The sequence below is a fragment of the Citrobacter sp. B72 genome (assembly GCF_016894305.1).
GTDB lineage: Bacteria > Pseudomonadota > Gammaproteobacteria > Enterobacterales > Enterobacteriaceae > Citrobacter > Citrobacter portucalensis.
Genome location: NZ_CP069801.1, coordinates 1,420,221 through 1,435,746, shown reverse-complemented (window position 1 = coordinate 1,435,746; position 15,526 = coordinate 1,420,221). Strand labels below are relative to the sequence as shown.

Annotated in this window: 11 protein-coding genes; 5 read left to right on the top strand and 6 right to left on the bottom strand. The window is 51.4% G+C overall.

Going from position 1 to position 15,526, the window contains the following annotated elements; all coding sequences use genetic code 11:
• Positions 1-126: 126 nt before the first annotated feature.
• Positions 127-2,193 (top strand): polyphosphate kinase 1, encoded by a 2,067-nt coding sequence (gene ppk1 / locus JQN59_RS06770; RefSeq protein ID WP_032944192.1) that lies wholly within the window; start codon positions 127-129, stop codon positions 2,191-2,193.
• A gap of 4 nt (positions 2,194-2,197) precedes the next feature.
• Entirely contained in the window at positions 2,198-3,739 is a 1,542-nt protein-coding gene (gene ppx, locus JQN59_RS06765) for an exopolyphosphatase (protein WP_032944195.1), read from the top strand.
• On the opposite strand, the gene JQN59_RS06760 is transcribed toward ppx, so the two are convergent.
• Positions 3,719-5,989, bottom strand: a complete 2,271-nt coding sequence (locus JQN59_RS06760; protein ID WP_149607873.1) for a bifunctional diguanylate cyclase/phosphodiesterase — start codon at positions 5,987-5,989, stop codon at positions 3,719-3,721. The genes ppx and JQN59_RS06760 overlap by 21 nt on opposite strands.
• Before the next feature lie 350 nt (positions 5,990-6,339).
• Between JQN59_RS06760 and JQN59_RS06755 the strand changes: the two genes are divergently transcribed.
• Positions 6,340-6,543, top strand: a complete 204-nt coding sequence (locus JQN59_RS06755) for a YfgG family protein (RefSeq protein WP_008785446.1) — start codon at positions 6,340-6,342, stop codon at positions 6,541-6,543.
• 364 nt (positions 6,544-6,907) lie between these two features.
• On the top strand, positions 6,908-7,786 hold the full coding sequence (mscS, locus tag JQN59_RS06750; protein WP_008785447.1) for a small-conductance mechanosensitive channel MscS: 879 nt from the start codon (positions 6,908-6,910) through the stop codon (positions 7,784-7,786).
• Between the two features lie 121 nt (positions 7,787-7,907).
• Here mscS and guaA read toward each other — a convergent pair whose 3' ends face one another.
• Both guaA and guaB read right to left on the bottom strand, forming a co-directional pair.
• The gene (gene guaA / locus JQN59_RS06745; RefSeq protein WP_149607872.1) at positions 7,908-9,485 is read right to left on the bottom strand and encodes a glutamine-hydrolyzing GMP synthase; all 1,578 of its coding nucleotides are present in this window, start codon (positions 9,483-9,485) and stop codon (positions 7,908-7,910) included.
• Positions 9,486-9,548: 63 nt separating this feature from the next.
• Positions 9,549-11,015 (bottom strand): IMP dehydrogenase, encoded by a 1,467-nt coding sequence (guaB, locus tag JQN59_RS06740; RefSeq protein ID WP_003037756.1) that lies wholly within the window; start codon positions 11,013-11,015, stop codon positions 9,549-9,551.
• A gap of 160 nt (positions 11,016-11,175) precedes the next feature.
• Between guaB and xseA the strand changes: the two genes are divergently transcribed.
• The gene (gene xseA / locus JQN59_RS06735; RefSeq protein ID WP_149607871.1) at positions 11,176-12,549 is read left to right on the top strand and encodes an exodeoxyribonuclease VII large subunit; all 1,374 of its coding nucleotides are present in this window, start codon (positions 11,176-11,178) and stop codon (positions 12,547-12,549) included.
• Here xseA and JQN59_RS06730 read toward each other — a convergent pair.
• The 3 genes from JQN59_RS06730 to JQN59_RS06720 all read right to left on the bottom strand — a co-directional run bounded on the left by JQN59_RS06730 (position 12,546) and on the right by JQN59_RS06720 (position 15,501).
• Positions 12,546-12,761: a zinc ribbon domain-containing protein gene (locus JQN59_RS06730; protein ID WP_003835160.1), complete on the bottom strand. Its 216-nt coding sequence runs from the start codon at positions 12,759-12,761 to the stop codon at positions 12,546-12,548. The genes xseA and JQN59_RS06730 overlap by 4 nt on opposite strands.
• A gap of 52 nt (positions 12,762-12,813) precedes the next feature.
• Entirely contained in the window at positions 12,814-13,896 is a 1,083-nt protein-coding gene (locus JQN59_RS06725; protein WP_103015181.1) for a Gfo/Idh/MocA family oxidoreductase, read from the bottom strand.
• Between the two features lie 63 nt (positions 13,897-13,959).
• A complete protein-coding gene (locus tag JQN59_RS06720) occupies positions 13,960-15,501 on the bottom strand; it encodes a peptide MFS transporter (protein WP_003835166.1) in 1,542 nt (513 codons plus the stop codon).
• Positions 15,502-15,526 lie beyond the last annotated feature (25 nt).

Sequence of the window (15,526 nt, the reverse complement as noted above, 5' to 3'; positions counted from 1 at the left end):
TCCCCCTTTCTCTTTGCTATCAGACGGTTTATTGTCATATTTTTCTGGCACAGTTGGACATCTGAGAGCAATGCTCGCCATAATAAATCGGTAGTGTCCCGTGAATGAAACGGAGTAAAAGTGGTAATGGGTCAGGAAAAGCTATACATCGAGAAAGAACTCAGCTGGTTAGCGTTCAACGAACGTGTACTCCAGGAAGCTGCTGATAAATCAAACCCGTTGATCGAACGGATGCGTTTCTTAGGTATCTATTCCAATAATCTCGACGAGTTTTATAAGGTTCGTTTTGCCGAACTGAAGCGCCGAATCATTATTAGCGAAGAACAGGGTTCAAACTCTCACTCCCGCCATTTGTTAGGCAAAATCCAGGCCCGCGTATTAAAAGCCGATCAGGAATTTGACGGCCTGTACAACGAGTTGCTGTTGGAAATGGCGCGCAATCAGATTTTCTTAATCAACGAACGCCAGTTGTCGGTCAATCAGCAAAGCTGGTTGCGTCATTACTTCAAGCAATATCTTCGCCAGCACATCACGCCGATCCTGATTAACCGCGAGACGGATTTAGTCCAGTTTTTGAAAGATGACTACACCTATCTGGCGGTAGAAATTATCCGTGGCGATACGATCCGCTACGCGCTGCTGGAAATTCCTTCCGACAAGGTTCCTCGTTTTGTGAATCTGCCGCCGGAAACCCCGCGCCGTCGCAAACCGATGATCCTGCTGGACAACATCTTACGTTACTGCCTTGACGACATTTTCAAAGGGTTCTTTGATTACGACGCACTGAACGCCTATTCGATGAAAATGACCCGTGACGCCGAATACGATTTGGTGCACGAGATGGAATCGAGCCTGATGGAGCTGATGTCATCCAGCCTGAAACAGCGTCTGACCGCAGAACCTGTACGTTTTGTCTATCAGCGTGACATGCCCAATGCGTTGGTCGAGGTACTGCGTGAAAAACTGACGATTTCTCGCTACGACTCGATTGTTCCCGGCGGGCGTTACCATAACTTCAAAGACTTTATTAACTTCCCTAACGTTGGCAAAGCTAACCTGGTGAACAAACCGCTGCCGCGTCTGCGCCATATCTGGTTCGACAACGAGAAGTTTCGTAACGGCTTTGACGCCGTTCGTGAACGCGACGTGCTGCTGTATTACCCCTATCACACCTTTGAGCACGTTCTTGAACTGCTGCGCCAGGCCTCTTTCGACCCGAGCGTGCTGGCTATAAAGATCAACATCTACCGTGTGGCAAAAGATTCACGCATCATAGATTCAATGATCCATGCCGCACACAACGGTAAGAAAGTCACCGTGGTGGTGGAATTGCAGGCCCGCTTCGATGAAGAAGCCAACATCCATTGGGCCAAGCGTCTTACCGAAGCAGGCGTTCACGTCATCTTCTCCGCGCCAGGCCTGAAAATTCACGCCAAACTGTTCCTTATCTCGCGTAAAGAAGGTGATGAAGTCGTGCGCTATGCGCATATCGGGACGGGGAACTTTAACGAAAAAACGGCACGCCTGTATACCGACTACTCGTTGCTGACCGCCGATTCGCGCATTACCAACGAAGTGCGCCGGGTGTTTAACTTCATCGAGAACCCGTATCGCCCGGTGACGTTCGATTATCTGCTGGTTTCCCCGCAGAACTCACGCCGTCTGCTGTACGCGATGATCGACAAAGAAATCGCCAACGCGCAGCAAGGACTGCCTTCCGGCATTACGCTAAAACTGAATAACCTGGTCGATAAAGGTCTGGTTGACCGCCTCTATGCGGCCTCAAGCTCAGGTGTGCCGGTCAATTTGTTGATTCGTGGTATGTGTTCTTTGATTCCGAATCTGGAAGGTATCAGCGACAATATTCGCGTTATCAGCATCGTTGATCGCTATCTTGAACATGACCGGGTCTATATCTTCGAGAACGGGGGTGACAAGCAGGTGTATCTCTCCTCCGCTGACTGGATGACAAGAAACATCGACTATCGTATCGAAGTTGCCACACCGCTTCTTGACCCGCGCCTTAAGCAACGCGTGCTGGATATTATCGATATCCTGTTCAGCGACACGGTGAAAGCCCGCTTTATTGATAAAGAACTGAGTAATCGCTACGTACCGCGCGGAAACCGCCGTAAGGTTCAGTCACAATTGGCGATTTACGATTACATCAAATCACTCGAGCAACCTGACTAAAGATATGCCAATACACGACAAGACTCCACGACCGCAGGAATTTGCTGCGGTCGACCTTGGTTCAAACAGTTTCCATATGGTCATTGCCCGCGTGGTTGATGGCGCAATGCAAATTATTGGGCGGCTGAAACAACGCGTACATCTGGCGGATGGCCTCGGCGAAGATAACAAGCTGAGCGAAGAGGCCATGGAGCGCGGGCTAAGCTGTTTATCACTGTTCGCCGAACGTTTGCAGGGGTTTCCTCCATCAAGCGTATGTATCGTGGGAACCCATACTTTGCGTCAGGCACTGAATGCGACTGATTTTCTCAAGCGAGCGGAAAAAGTCATCCCCTACCCAATTGAGATTATTTCCGGCAACGAAGAAGCCCGATTGATCTTTATGGGCGTTGAACATACGCAGCCGGAAAAAGGTCGCAAGCTGGTTATCGATATCGGCGGCGGCTCAACAGAACTGGTGATCGGAGAAGATTTCGAGCCTAAACTGGTCGAAAGCCGCCGTATGGGCTGCGTCAGCTTTGCCCAGATGTACTTCCCGCGCGGTGTAATTAACCGTGAAAATTTCCAGCGTGCCCGCATGGCGGCTGCGCAAAAGCTCGAAACCTTAACCTGGCAGTTTCGCATTCAGGGCTGGAACGTTGCGCTGGGCGCATCGGGCACCATTAAAGCAGCCCATGAAGTGCTGCTGGAGATGGGTGAAAAAGACGGTTTTATCACCCCCGAACGTCTGGACAAGCTGACATCTGAAGTGTTGAAGCACGCGTCATTTGATGCGCTCAGCTTGCCGGGGTTGTCAGAAGAAAGAAAAGCAGTGTTTGTACCCGGACTCGCGATTCTGTGCGGCGTTTTTGACGCGTTAGCTATTCGCGAACTTCGCCTTTCTGATGGTGCGTTACGTGAAGGCGTGCTGTACGAGATGGAAGGCCGTTTTCGCCACCAGGACGTTCGTAGCCGTACCGCCAGCAGCCTGGCGAACCAGTACAACATTGACAGCGAACAGGCCCGGCGCGTGCTGGAAACGACGATGCAAATGTACGACCAGTGGCATACGCAGCAGCCAAAGCTGGCCAATCCCCAACTGGAAGCGTTACTGCGTTGGGCAGCAATGCTGCATGAGGTTGGGCTGAACATTAACCACAGCGGTTTGCATCGCCACTCTGCGTATATCTTACAAAACAGCGATCTGCCTGGTTTCAATCAGGAACAACAGCTGATGATGGCAACATTAGTTCGTTATCATCGCAAAGCGATTAAGCTCGACGACTTGCCCCGCTTTACGCTGTTTAAGAAGAAACAGTTTCTGCCGTTAATTCAGCTGCTGCGCCTGGGCGTGCTGTTGAATAATCAGCGTCAGGCGACCACCACACCGCCGACTTTGACCCTGATAACCGACGACAGCCACTGGACCTTACGCTTCCCGCATGACTGGTTTAGCCAAAATGCGCTGGTGCTGCTCGATCTGGAGAAAGAGCAGCAATACTGGGAAGCCGTAACAGGCTGGCGACTCAAAATTGAAGAAGAGAGCTCACCCGATATCGCCGCATAAGATCTCAGCAGGTGTCAGTTCATCTGGCACCTGCTTTTCCAGAGTTTCATTCAACGGCAGTGGCTCACCAATCAGATACCCCTGCATGTAATCAATCCCCAGCGAAATAACCGCACTGCGTATTTCCTCGCTTTCGACGTACTCCGCAACCACCAGCATTCTTTTCATCCGCGCAAGATGGCAAATAGAGGCCACGATTTGGTAGTCGAGGCTGTTCGAAACAATATTGCGAATAAAGCTACCGTCAATTTTCAGGATATCGGCATTCACATTTTTCAGCCGCGCATAGCTGGCATACCCAGTACCAAAATCATCAATCGCAATCTGACAGCCCAGTGATTGCAGCTGCAGCAACGTTGCCTGTGCCTGCTCCGCATTGGTCAAGGCATTGCTTTCCGTCACTTCAAAGATAAGTTGCCATGCTTCAACCTTGTACTTTTTCAGTAACTGATTGATGTCATTAGGAAGTCGCGCGCGACATACTGAGGTGGGTGATAAGTTGATAGCAAACCGGTGGGCGGGCATTTTTTCCCGATTCTGCGCCATAAATTTCAACGTATTTTCAATCACCCACAGATCGATACGGGAGGACAAACCAAACTCATGGGCTACCGGCAAGAAGCTATCAGGGGCGATAGTTTCACCGTCATCCCCCTCAAGCCGCAGGAGGATTTCGTGATAAACGTCGCCACGCACGCCAAAAATCGGCTGCGCCTTCAGGAAAAAGCGATTGTTCTCCAGCGCCTGCTGAATACGGTTCATCATCGCAACTTTATCTTTCAGGTCGCGTTGCAGGTGCATCACACCACGCCGCTGCAAATTCTCTGGTGAATTGGTTGCCAGCGATAATTCGGCAATGGTACTTAACTCTCCCAGCAACAAATAGATATGGTTAACAGGAGAACGGACATAGCAAAAGCTGATCCCAACCTGCGGTTGCAAAGGCATTCCGTCCCAGACAAAACGAAACTGCTTGATATGCCTGTCCAGTGCTTCAATGCGTTCCTGGTGTAGCTCAGTGTTAAAACGCAGGATTAAATCATTACCTGACAATTGATAGACATGCTCATCCTGTTCAAGCAACGGTGTTATCCACTGAGCCAGTTTTTGCTTGTACTGGATACGCAGCATAATGCCGTAATTTTTCACCAGCAGCTCCATGCCCGGAACACCCAAAAAGCAAAGCACTGACCATGGCGCGTTTTTCAAATCCCGGTTCAAAGCTCGCAAATTCGGAATATGCACCATAGGGTCAAAGAAGGCCAGACGATGGTTGCGCCGGGTAACAAAACGTTGACGCGTTGCAAGGACAGCAATGAAATTCACGATGAAGGAAAAAACCAGATAACTTGATGAGGTAATAGCAAGCTGCGTATCATAGCCCGAATACCAGGGCATATAGCGCTGATAATAATGGATTGCGGTAATAAGTACGACCGCCCATATCAATGAAATAAATTTATAACCGTAACGCATTGCCCCCCACAGCATGACAGGCAGTAACAGTGACAGTGTATAATTTGTGCTGAATATTGAGCTTTGTTCATTTAGCGGCATACACAACATTGCCATTAGCACAGTCAATATAATCAACCAGACCACAAACTCTGTTTTAGTCACTTTGGTATCAAACTGCTGCTTTAACTGAGAAAAATAGCCTCTCAGATGCAAGGGGTTGCGAATTGTTCGAATGATGAAATAACACAGCGGCACACCTACAAGATTCCCCGCGAGTATGGACTGATAGTTGATTAATGTGCCTGTATTGAAGGGCATAACGCCCACCATGCCTGATTTGCTTTCATAAACACCCACAAATGCGGCAAACTGAAAGAGTATCAGAAACAGCGTAGCCGGGCAGAAGACTTGCCAGAACATACGCTGAAACAACAGATGAGAGTCGCCGTGGGAAACGTTGTTTCGTCGGGGAGAAAATACTTTATATCCTCCCCAGCTAAGCACGACTGTAACTATAAAGTGCGAAATTATTGAAAGTGTTTCAAATAACCCGACCTGCGGATATTTGTACCAGATAATGGAAATGATAATACCTGGCAATGCCGCCCAACCAAAAAAAAGCATCAGGCTAATCATCAGCGCTAACGGCAGGTAGAAAAGAATTACGGTCCCCGTACTAATATGGGCATAGGTGGTGGCAGTGCTCAATATAGGCAACAACAAAGAAGGTAAGATGAGAGGTAATGCCCACCATCTATCTCTAATATCAATATAATTTTTATTGAGTTTCATAGATGCTCAGTAGAATCCCGCACATCCTGTAGGGGGTATTCAGACAGGCATCCCACCTGACTTTAAAACGATAAAGTAAAATACATCACAATGATTCATCGATTTTAGTTGTCAGCAACGTGTGATGCTTGATACATATCAAAAAAAATGCCCCTCATTCATCAATTATTACTCTTTTCATTATTTTTTATCGTTAATACATTATTCATGCAAATAATAATATTAATTTCCATAACATAAGAAGATAAAACAACCGAAGCAATTTTACATAAGGAAGAATTGACCATTTCCTCTCAGTGTGCCTTAATGTGAGTATCGCCCTCAGTTGGGTACACTACAAGGAACCTTTTGTGAGCCAGGTTACCAGCCTACGCAAACGACACCGATTTAACAGTCGCATGATCCGGATCGTACTGCTTATCAGCTTTCTCTTCTTCTTCGGACGCTTCGTCTACTCCGCCATTGGTGCGTGGCATCACCACCAGGACAAAAAAGAATCTCAGCAGACCACTCAGCCGCAACAGACAGCTCCTGCACAAACCGACGAACATTGATCGCTCGCGCCTGTGATACCCCCAGCATTAAGATTCCTTACCGGATGGCTAATCGCCTGACATTTAACCATCCGGTAAGGGATTTGAGTGACGAAACTTTACACATATCCCCCCTCTCCCGCTTAATTATCAGATAATCGGCCGTATTTTTCGCACAAATGCACAATCTTTTCATCCCACTTCACCGCACCATTCGCGCTGATTTTTACGTTCCGGTTTAGCGGACATAAAAAGACAAACAGTGCTCAAATAAACGCTAATTAATATCACCAGCAAATATCACTGACGCAAGCATTTATATTTCGCATGAAAATTAAATAGTTATTTGAATTGTTATCATTTTTAAATACTACAGGGTAATACCATGAGTGGTTTTTTATTATTCCCGAAAATAAGAAGCGGCCTTGAGTGGATCGCCGGGCACAGCGATGCTGTCATTCAATTCGGCTGGAATATCGTTGCCGCCGTGATCTTATTGTTTATCGGTAAATTTATCGCTCGTCTGCTCTCTCGTGGGCTGGAAAAGTTACTGCTTAAACGTAAAGTCGACAGAACGATCATTCAGTTCTTCACCGCGCTGGTACGTTACATTACCCTCGCCTTTTCCGTCGTCGCCGCATTAGGTCGCATCGGTATTGAAACATCCTCCATTATTGCCGTCATCGGTGCCGCCGGACTGGCCATTGGCCTCGCGTTACAAAGCTCGCTTTCCAACTTTGCCGCTGGCGTGCTGTTGGTTTCCCTGCGGCCTTTTCGCGCCGGAGAAGTAGTGCAGATTGGTGCAGTCACCGGAACAGTAGAAAAGGTGCACATCTTCTCCACCACCCTGCTAACCGCGGACAGCAAAGAAGTGGTGATTCCAAACGGTAAGATCATCGCTGACAACATCATTAACTATTCCCGTCACCCTTTTCGTCGTATCGATCTGGTGATTGGTGTGGGTTATCAGAGTCGGATTGCAGAGGTTAAGCAAGTTATTAATCACATTATCGAGCAGGACAGCCGCATCGATAAGCAACGTGGGGTAACCGTTCGTCTGGGCGAACTGGGCGCTTCAGCGTTGAATTTTTACGTGCGCGTATGGGTGCCCAATATCGAATACTGGAATACCTATTACGATCTGCTGGAAAACATTAAAGAGGCGCTGGACGCCAACCACATCGACCTACCCTATCCACAGATGGATGTGCGTATTCAGAATGTCGCACCTCAGCAGCAGCCTCAGCTGCAACTGGTCGATTAGCGTACTTTCCTGCAGAACATGCGCCTGAAGTATTTGCTGAAATGCGTGCAATAAAAAACCCTCTGTAAACAGAGGGTTTTTTGCATATTACCGGTTCAAAAACCGCTAACGGAAAGGGATATTATTCCCACTCAATCGTAGCTGGCGGCTTACCGCTGATGTCATACACCACGCGGGAAATACCGTTCACTTCGTTGATAATGCGGTTAGAGACGCGGCCTAAGAAGTCATACGGCAGGTGTGCCCAGTGCGCGGTCATAAAGTCGATGGTTTCGACCGCACGCAGGGAAACAACCCAGTCGTACTTGCGGCCATCGCCCATCACACCAACGGAACGAACCGGCAGGAACACGGTGAACGCCTGGCTGACCTTGTTGTACAGGTCAGCTTTGTGCAGCTCTTCAATGAAGATAGCATCCGCGCGACGCAGCAGGTCGCAGTACTCTTTCTTCACTTCGCCAAGCACACGCACGCCCAGACCCGGTCCCGGGAATGGGTGACGGTACAGCATGTCGTACGGCAGGCCCAACTCCAGACCAATCTTACGCACTTCGTCTTTGAACAGCTCACGCAGCGGCTCAACCAGACCCATCTTCATCTCTTTCGGCAAACCGCCCACGTTGTGGTGAGATTTGATAACGTGCGCTTTACCGGTGGCAGATGCCGCGGATTCGATCACGTCCGGGTAGATGGTGCCCTGCGCCAGCCACTTAACGTCTTCCAGCTTCAGCGCTTCTTCATCAAATACTTCCACGAATACGCGGCCAATGATTTTACGTTTAGCTTCTGGGTCGTTCTCGCCTTTCAGCGCGTCCAGGAAACGCTTTTCGCCTTCCACGTGAACGATGTTCAGGCCAAAGTGGTCGCCGAACATATCCATCACCTGCTGAGCTTCGTTGAGACGCAGCAGACCGTTGTCGACGAACACGCAGGTCAGGTTTTTGCCGATTGCACGGTGCAGCAGCATCGCGGTCACGGAGGAGTCAACGCCGCCGGACAGACCGAGGATAACTTTATCATTGCCAACCTGCTCACGAATGCGGGCAACGGCGTCATCGATAATTTTTGCCGGCGTCCACAGCGCTTCACACTGGCAGATGTCGCGCACAAAACGCTCCAGCATGCGCATGCCCTGACGGGTGTGGGTAACTTCCGGGTGGAACTGCACGCCGTAGAAGCGTTTTTCTTCGTGCGCCATGATAGCGAACGGGCAGCTGTCGGTGCTGGCAACGGTCACGAAACCTTCCGGAATGGCGGTCACTTTGTCGCCGTGGCTCATCCACACGTCCAGCAGCGGTTTGCCGTCTGAGGTCAGGGAGTCTTCAATACCGCGGACAAGCGCGCTGTCGGTCTGAACTTCAACCTGCGCATAGCCGAATTCACGTTCGTTAGAACCTTCAACATGACCACCGAGTTGCATTGCCATGGTCTGCATGCCGTAGCACACGCCGAACACCGGCACGCCCGCATTGAAAACGTATTCCGGCGCACGCGGGCTGTTTTCTTCGGTGGTACTTTCCGGACCACCGGAAAGAATGATACCGCTTGGGTTGAATTCGCGAATTTGTGCTTCCGTAACATCCCATGCCCACAGTTCACAGTAGACGCCCAGTTCACGTACGCGACGTGCAACCAGCTGAGTGTACTGCGAGCCGAAATCGAGGATGAGAATGCGATGTTTATGAATATTGTCTGTCATTGACGCTAATTCCGAGGCAAGTGAAACAAATTCGCCCGGCATATAGCCGGGCGCGGAAACTTATCAGGAGCCCATGCGGTAGTTAGGGGACTCTTTGGTGATGGTCACATCGTGAACGTGACTTTCCTGAATACCCGCACCGCTGATGCGTACAAACTCTGCTTTCGTTCGCAGCGCGTCGATAGTACCACAGCCGGTCAGACCCATACAGGAGCGCAGGCCGCCCATCTGCTGGTGAATGATCTCTTTCAGGCGACCTTTATAGGCAACGCGACCTTCGATACCTTCCGGGACCAGTTTGTCAGCAGCGTTATCGCTCTGGAAGTAACGGTCAGAAGACCCTTTGGACATCGCGCCCAGAGAACCCATACCGCGGTAAGATTTGTAAGAACGGCCCTGGTACAGTTCGATTTCACCCGGGGATTCTTCAGTACCCGCCAGCATGGAGCCAACCATCACTGCGGCAGCACCAGCAGCAATCGCTTTAGCGATGTCGCCGGAGAAACGAATACCGCCGTCGGCGATAACCGGAATACCGGTGCCTTCCAGCGCTTCAACGGCATCAGAAACGGCAGTGATCTGCGGAACACCGACGCCGGTCACGATACGGGTAGTACAGATGGAGCCAGGGCCGATACCCACTTTAACTGCGCTGCAGCCAGCTTCAGCCAGTGCGCGAGCACCTGCGCCCGTAGCAACGTTACCGCCGATGATCTGCAGGTCAGGATATTTAGCGCGAGTTTCACGGATACGCTGCAGAACGCCTTCAGAGTGGCCGTGAGAGGAGTCAATCAGCAGAACGTCTACGCCAGCAGCAACCAGCGCGTCAACACGCTCTTCGTTACCTGCGCCAGCACCTACCGCTGCACCAACGCGCAGACGACCATGCTCGTCTTTACAGGCGTTAGGTTTACGTTCTGCTTTCTGGAAATCTTTTACGGTGATCATGCCGAGCAGGTGGAAGCTGTCATCAACAACCAGCGCTTTCTCAACGCGTTTTTCGTGCATTTTGGCAAAAACGACATCGCGCGCTTCGCCTTCACGAACGGTCACCAGACGCTCTTTTGGCGTCATATATACGCTAACCGGCTGGTTCAGGTCTGTCACAAAACGCACGTCACGGCCGGTGATGATGCCGACCAGTTCGTTATCTTCAGTCACTACCGGGTAGCCAGCAAAGCCGTTACGCTCGGTCAGTTCTTTCACTTCGCGCAGAGTAGTGGTTGGCAGTACGGTCTGTGGGTCAGTTACCACGCCAGATTCGTGTTTCTTCACGCGGCGAACTTCTTCAGCCTGGCGCTCGATGGACATGTTTTTGTGGATAAAACCGATGCCGCCTTCCTGGGCCAGGGCAATTGCCAGGCGCGCTTCCGTCACGGTGTCCATTGCTGCGGAGAGCATAGGAATGTTCAGGCGAATGGTTTTCGTCAACTGGGTGCTGAGGTCAGCAGTATTCGGCAGAACGGTAGAATGAGCGGGAACGAGGAGGACGTCGTCAAACGTCAGGGCTTCTTTTGCGATACGTAGCATGGGCAATATCTCACCTGGGAGGTTATTAAATATTGCCGCGGCATTATACAGAGCGTAACCGATTGCATCCACACTTTTTTGCAAAAAAACCTTGCGCTCCTCTGTGAGCATGTTACTTTCGACTGAATAACTTGCTGATTTAGAATTTGATCCCGCTCACATGTTATCCTCTCAGACCACCTCAATTTTTACCGTAAGCCGCCTAAATCAGACGGTTCGTTTGCTGCTTGAGCAGGAAATGGGACAAGTTTGGATCAGCGGTGAAATCTCGAATTTCACTCAGCCGTCCTCCGGTCACTGGTATTTCACGCTCAAAGATGACACCGCCCAGGTACGCTGCGCGATGTTTCGCAACAGCAATCGACGGGTAACGTTCCGCCCGCAGCACGGTCAGCAGGTCCTGGTACGCGCTAACATTACGTTGTACGAACCGCGTGGCGACTACCAGATAATTGTTGAGAGCATGCAGCCAGCTGGCGAAGGCTTGTTGCAGCAAAAATATGAGCAACTCAAAGCCAAACTGCATGCTGAAGGGCTATTCGATCAGCGGTTCAAAAAATCACTACCCTCTCCGGCTCACTGCGTTGGGGTCATTACCTCGAAAACCGGGGCTGCGCTGCACGATATTCTCCACGTGTTGAAGCGTCGTGACCCATCCCTGCCCGTTATTATCTACCCGACCGCGGTCCAGGGCGACGATGCGCCAGGACAGATCGTTCGCGCCATTGAGCTGGCGAACGCGCGGGGCGAGTGCGATGTGCTTATCGTCGGGCGCGGCGGCGGTTCTCTGGAAGATTTGTGGAGTTTTAACGACGAACGCGTAGCACGGGCAATCTTTGCCAGCCGCATTCCGGTAGTAAGCGCCGTCGGCCACGAAACAGATGTCACTATTGCCGATTTTATTGCAGATTTACGGGCGCCTACGCCATCAGCAGCGGCGGAAATTGTCAGCCGCAATCAACTGGAACTGCTGCGTCAAATTCAGCATGGCCAGCAGCGTCTGGAGATGGCGATGGACTACTACATCGCCAACCGTACTCGTCGCTTTACCCAGCTTCATCACCGTTTGCAACAGCAACATCCGCAACTGCGTCTGGCCCGTCAGCAGACCGTGCTGGAGCGGCTGCGTCAGCGGATGAATTTCGCTCTTGAGAATAAGATTAAGCAGGCCAATCAGCGCCAACAGCGCGTAAGCCAACGCCTGAGCCAGCAAAACCCACAGCCGCGAATTTATCGGGCGCAAACCCGTATTCAGCAACTGGAGTACCGTCTGGCAGAGAATATCCGCGCGCGTTTAAGTGCACAGCGAGAACGCTTCGGTAATGTGGTGACGCATCTTGAAGCGGTGAGTCCTCTCTCGACGCTCGCTCGCGGCTATAGCGTCACTACCGCGACCGACGGCAAAGTGCTGAAGCAGACCAAACAGGTAAAAACCGGTGATGTGCTCACTACCCGCCTGTCAGACGGCTGGGTAGAGAGCGAAGTGAAAGGCGTAACGACGGCAAAGAAAACGCGTAAGAAAAAGCCAGATTAAACCGGCACAAACTCCACACGTTTCTTCGAAATCAGACCATGACCATTCTGACAGAAGTAATCCACCGCACCGCAGGCTTTTAACACCTGGAGTGGCTGATGGCACTCCGGGCAGCGCGCTTCTAACGGAATATCTTTTTTACAGTTTTCACAGTGTGCCACACCGTTTTGTGGTTCCAGTTCTGCATGACAATCCGGGCAGGTCATCGACATGGTGACTCCTTTAAATGGCGTTCAATTCTGCGCTAATTTTACCATGATACGCTTAGTGTGAACCACGCAACTGTTGCTGTAGGATCAGTAATCGTTCTACCTCATCCAGCCTGCGCTGCGTCGTGCGGCTCACCTCCTGCGGGCTGCGTTCAAACAGACTTTGCGTCCCCAGAATATGTTCCGCCAGACAATGGGCATAAATCGTACCAGGCAGACACCAGCGTTGCACAACATCACCGTCAATCAATTCGAGCACATCGTCGGCACCCCATCGGTCGTAGCTGATGATACGCCCATCACGCAGATAAAGGCGCAGACCTTTTTGTCCGCCAGCAGGCCCCGCGTATTTATTCAGCCAGATATCCAACGGTACACCGCTAATCAGTCCTTGCAGATGCGCCTCTCCTTCAGCCGTGGTCAGGTCACCCTGGATGATGTTACGTCCCAGACGGTCTTTAGCGCTCTTCACCTGCAGGGTCATGCTGTCATTACCGCCCAGGTAACGCACTGTTTCACGCAGCATGGCCAGTACGTGTGTGCCAATGTCCAGAATCACACCGTCCGGGTGGCGAAGCTCACGCGTATCTGGCTCACCGGTGGCAAAGTTGAGCGAGATCGGCTCTCCTGTAGCGTTAAATCCGCTCGGCTCCTGCAAAAAACCGTCGATTTTAACAACGTCGGAAAAGTGAGAGACAAGTGCCTGTTGTGGGTTATCGCCCTGCCACTGCGCACCGAGTTTTCCCAATGCCAGCTGCATTACGCCATTACGCGCCATCCAGTGGTCGAGCGCCAGCACACGGTCGGCAGCGTCGGGTTGCTCCAGCAGCGTTTTCAGTTTTTCAATTTGGGAAAGCGTGGCAACAATCGGTTTTTCAACCACGATTCGTGCGATGGGAGCGGCCAGCGCCTGTTCAAGCACATCGAGATGATGCAGAGAAGCGGTGGTGATAAACAGGGTATCAAGCGGTGTTGCAAGAAGTTCAGCGAGCGATGCACAGCGTGTCACACCAGCGGGCTGTTTTGCGGGTTGCACGTCAAATCCCACACAGCACAGGGAATCACCGTAAAGTTTACGCAATGCGGGCAAGTATGCCGTTTCAACGACTGCGCCAAGCCCAACAAACCCTAACAGCATGTTCTCACCTCGTAAATGAATTGGCCGGGACATCACGTCTGCCCCGGCACAATCGAGGTGTTATCAGGCGCTAGTAGCCGGTTTAGTTTGCGTATTCTCCAGCATGCGACGGATCGGCACAATGAGGACGATCAGTACCGCAGCGCAGATAAGCAACGCAATCGAGCAGCGAGCGAAGAGATCCGGCAGCATATCCAGTTGGTCGGCCTTCACATGACCACCAATCAGACCTGCGGCCAGGTTACCCAGCGCACTGGCGCAGAACCACAGGCCCATCATCTGCCCGCGCATTCTTTCCGGAGCCAGCAGCGTCATGGTCGCCAGACCGATCGGGCTCAGGCACAACTCACCAAGCGTCAGCATCAGGATACTGCCCACCAGCCAGAATGGGGAGACGCCTGCGCCACCGTTACTGAGAACGTTTTGCGCTGCCAGCATCATCAGACCAAAGCCTGCAGCGGCACAGAGAATACCGATAACGAACTTGGTGATGCTGCTCGGGCGAATATTCATGCTCGCCAGTTTCGGCCACGCCCAGCTGAATACCGGTGCCAGCAGAATGATAAACAGTGCGTTTATCGACTGGAACCAGACCGCCGGGATTTCAAAATCGCCGATCATACGGTTAGTGTAGTCATTAGCGAACAGGTTGAATGAGGTTGGCTTCTGCTCAAATGCAGACCAGAAGAACGCGGCGGAAACCAGCAGGATAAAGCAGACCAGCAGTCTGGCGCGCTCTTTGCGGTTCAGACCAGCAAAGACAAACAGGTAGATAAAATAGAGCGCGACGGAGGCGGCAATCACATACACCAGCATACTGGCAACCGCGACCGGATTTATCACAATCACGCCCTGCGCAATCAGCGTAACGATAACAGCTACGCCGACGGCCAGCGCCAGCAGCCACGCGCCCACGCCATTACGTTTCACTACCGGGCTGTTCCAGGTTGAGTCCAGACCCACTTCGCTGTCATAACGTTTCATCGATGGAACGGCAAACACGCGGAAGATGATCAATGCCACCAGCATCCCGATACCACCGATGCCAAAGCCCCAGTGCCAACCGTGGGATTTAATCAGCCAGCCGGAGATCAGCGGCGCGATAAACGACCCCATATTGATGCCCATATAGAACAGCGAGAAACCGCCGTCGCGACGCGCATCGCCTTTTTTATACAGCGTGCCAACCATCACTGAGATACAGGTTTTAAACAGACCGGAACCGAGTACGATAAACATCAGGCCGATAAAGAACAGGTTGTTCCCCATAATGGCCGAGAGCGCGATCGACAAGTGACCGAGCGCAATCAAAATGGAACCGTACCACACCGCTTTCTGTTGGCCGAGCCAGTTATCCGCCAGCCAGCCACCTGGCAGCGCGGCGAGATACATCGTACCGGCAAAGATACCCACAATCGCCGAGGCATTTTCACGCGCCAGCCCCATGCCGCCGTCATAAACGGTAGCAGCCATAAACAGGATCAGTAACGGGCGAATGCCGTAAAACGAGAAGCGCTCCCACATCTCTGTGAAAAACAGCGAGCCGAGCGGATAAGGATGACCGAAGAAAGTTCGGCTTTCTTTTTGATTAACAGAGGATTGCATAATTCTCCCGAAAGTTATGTCGTCG

Excerpts from the sequence above, each read along its gene's own strand:
- ppk1 (WP_032944192.1), top strand. The coding sequence starts at position 127 with ATGGGTCAGGAAAAGCTATACATCGAGAAAGAACTCAGCTGGTTAGCG.
- ppx (WP_032944195.1), top strand. The coding sequence starts at position 2,198 with ATGCCAATACACGACAAGACTCCACGACCGCAGGAATTTGCTGCGGTC.
- JQN59_RS06760 (WP_149607873.1), bottom strand. The coding sequence starts at position 5,989 with ATGAAACTCAATAAAAATTATATTGATATTAGAGATAGATGGTGGGCA.
- mscS (WP_008785447.1), top strand. The coding sequence starts at position 6,908 with ATGAGTGGTTTTTTATTATTCCCGAAAATAAGAAGCGGCCTTGAGTGG.
- guaA (WP_149607872.1), bottom strand. The coding sequence starts at position 9,485 with ATGACAGACAATATTCATAAACATCGCATTCTCATCCTCGATTTCGGC.
- guaB (WP_003037756.1), bottom strand. The coding sequence starts at position 11,015 with ATGCTACGTATCGCAAAAGAAGCCCTGACGTTTGACGACGTCCTCCTC.
- xseA (WP_149607871.1), top strand. The coding sequence starts at position 11,176 with ATGTTATCCTCTCAGACCACCTCAATTTTTACCGTAAGCCGCCTAAAT.
- JQN59_RS06730 (WP_003835160.1), bottom strand. The coding sequence starts at position 12,761 with ATGTCGATGACCTGCCCGGATTGTCATGCAGAACTGGAACCACAAAAC.
- JQN59_RS06725 (WP_103015181.1), bottom strand. The coding sequence starts at position 13,896 with ATGCTGTTAGGGTTTGTTGGGCTTGGCGCAGTCGTTGAAACGGCATAC.
- JQN59_RS06720 (WP_003835166.1), bottom strand. The coding sequence starts at position 15,501 with ATGCAATCCTCTGTTAATCAAAAAGAAAGCCGAACTTTCTTCGGTCAT.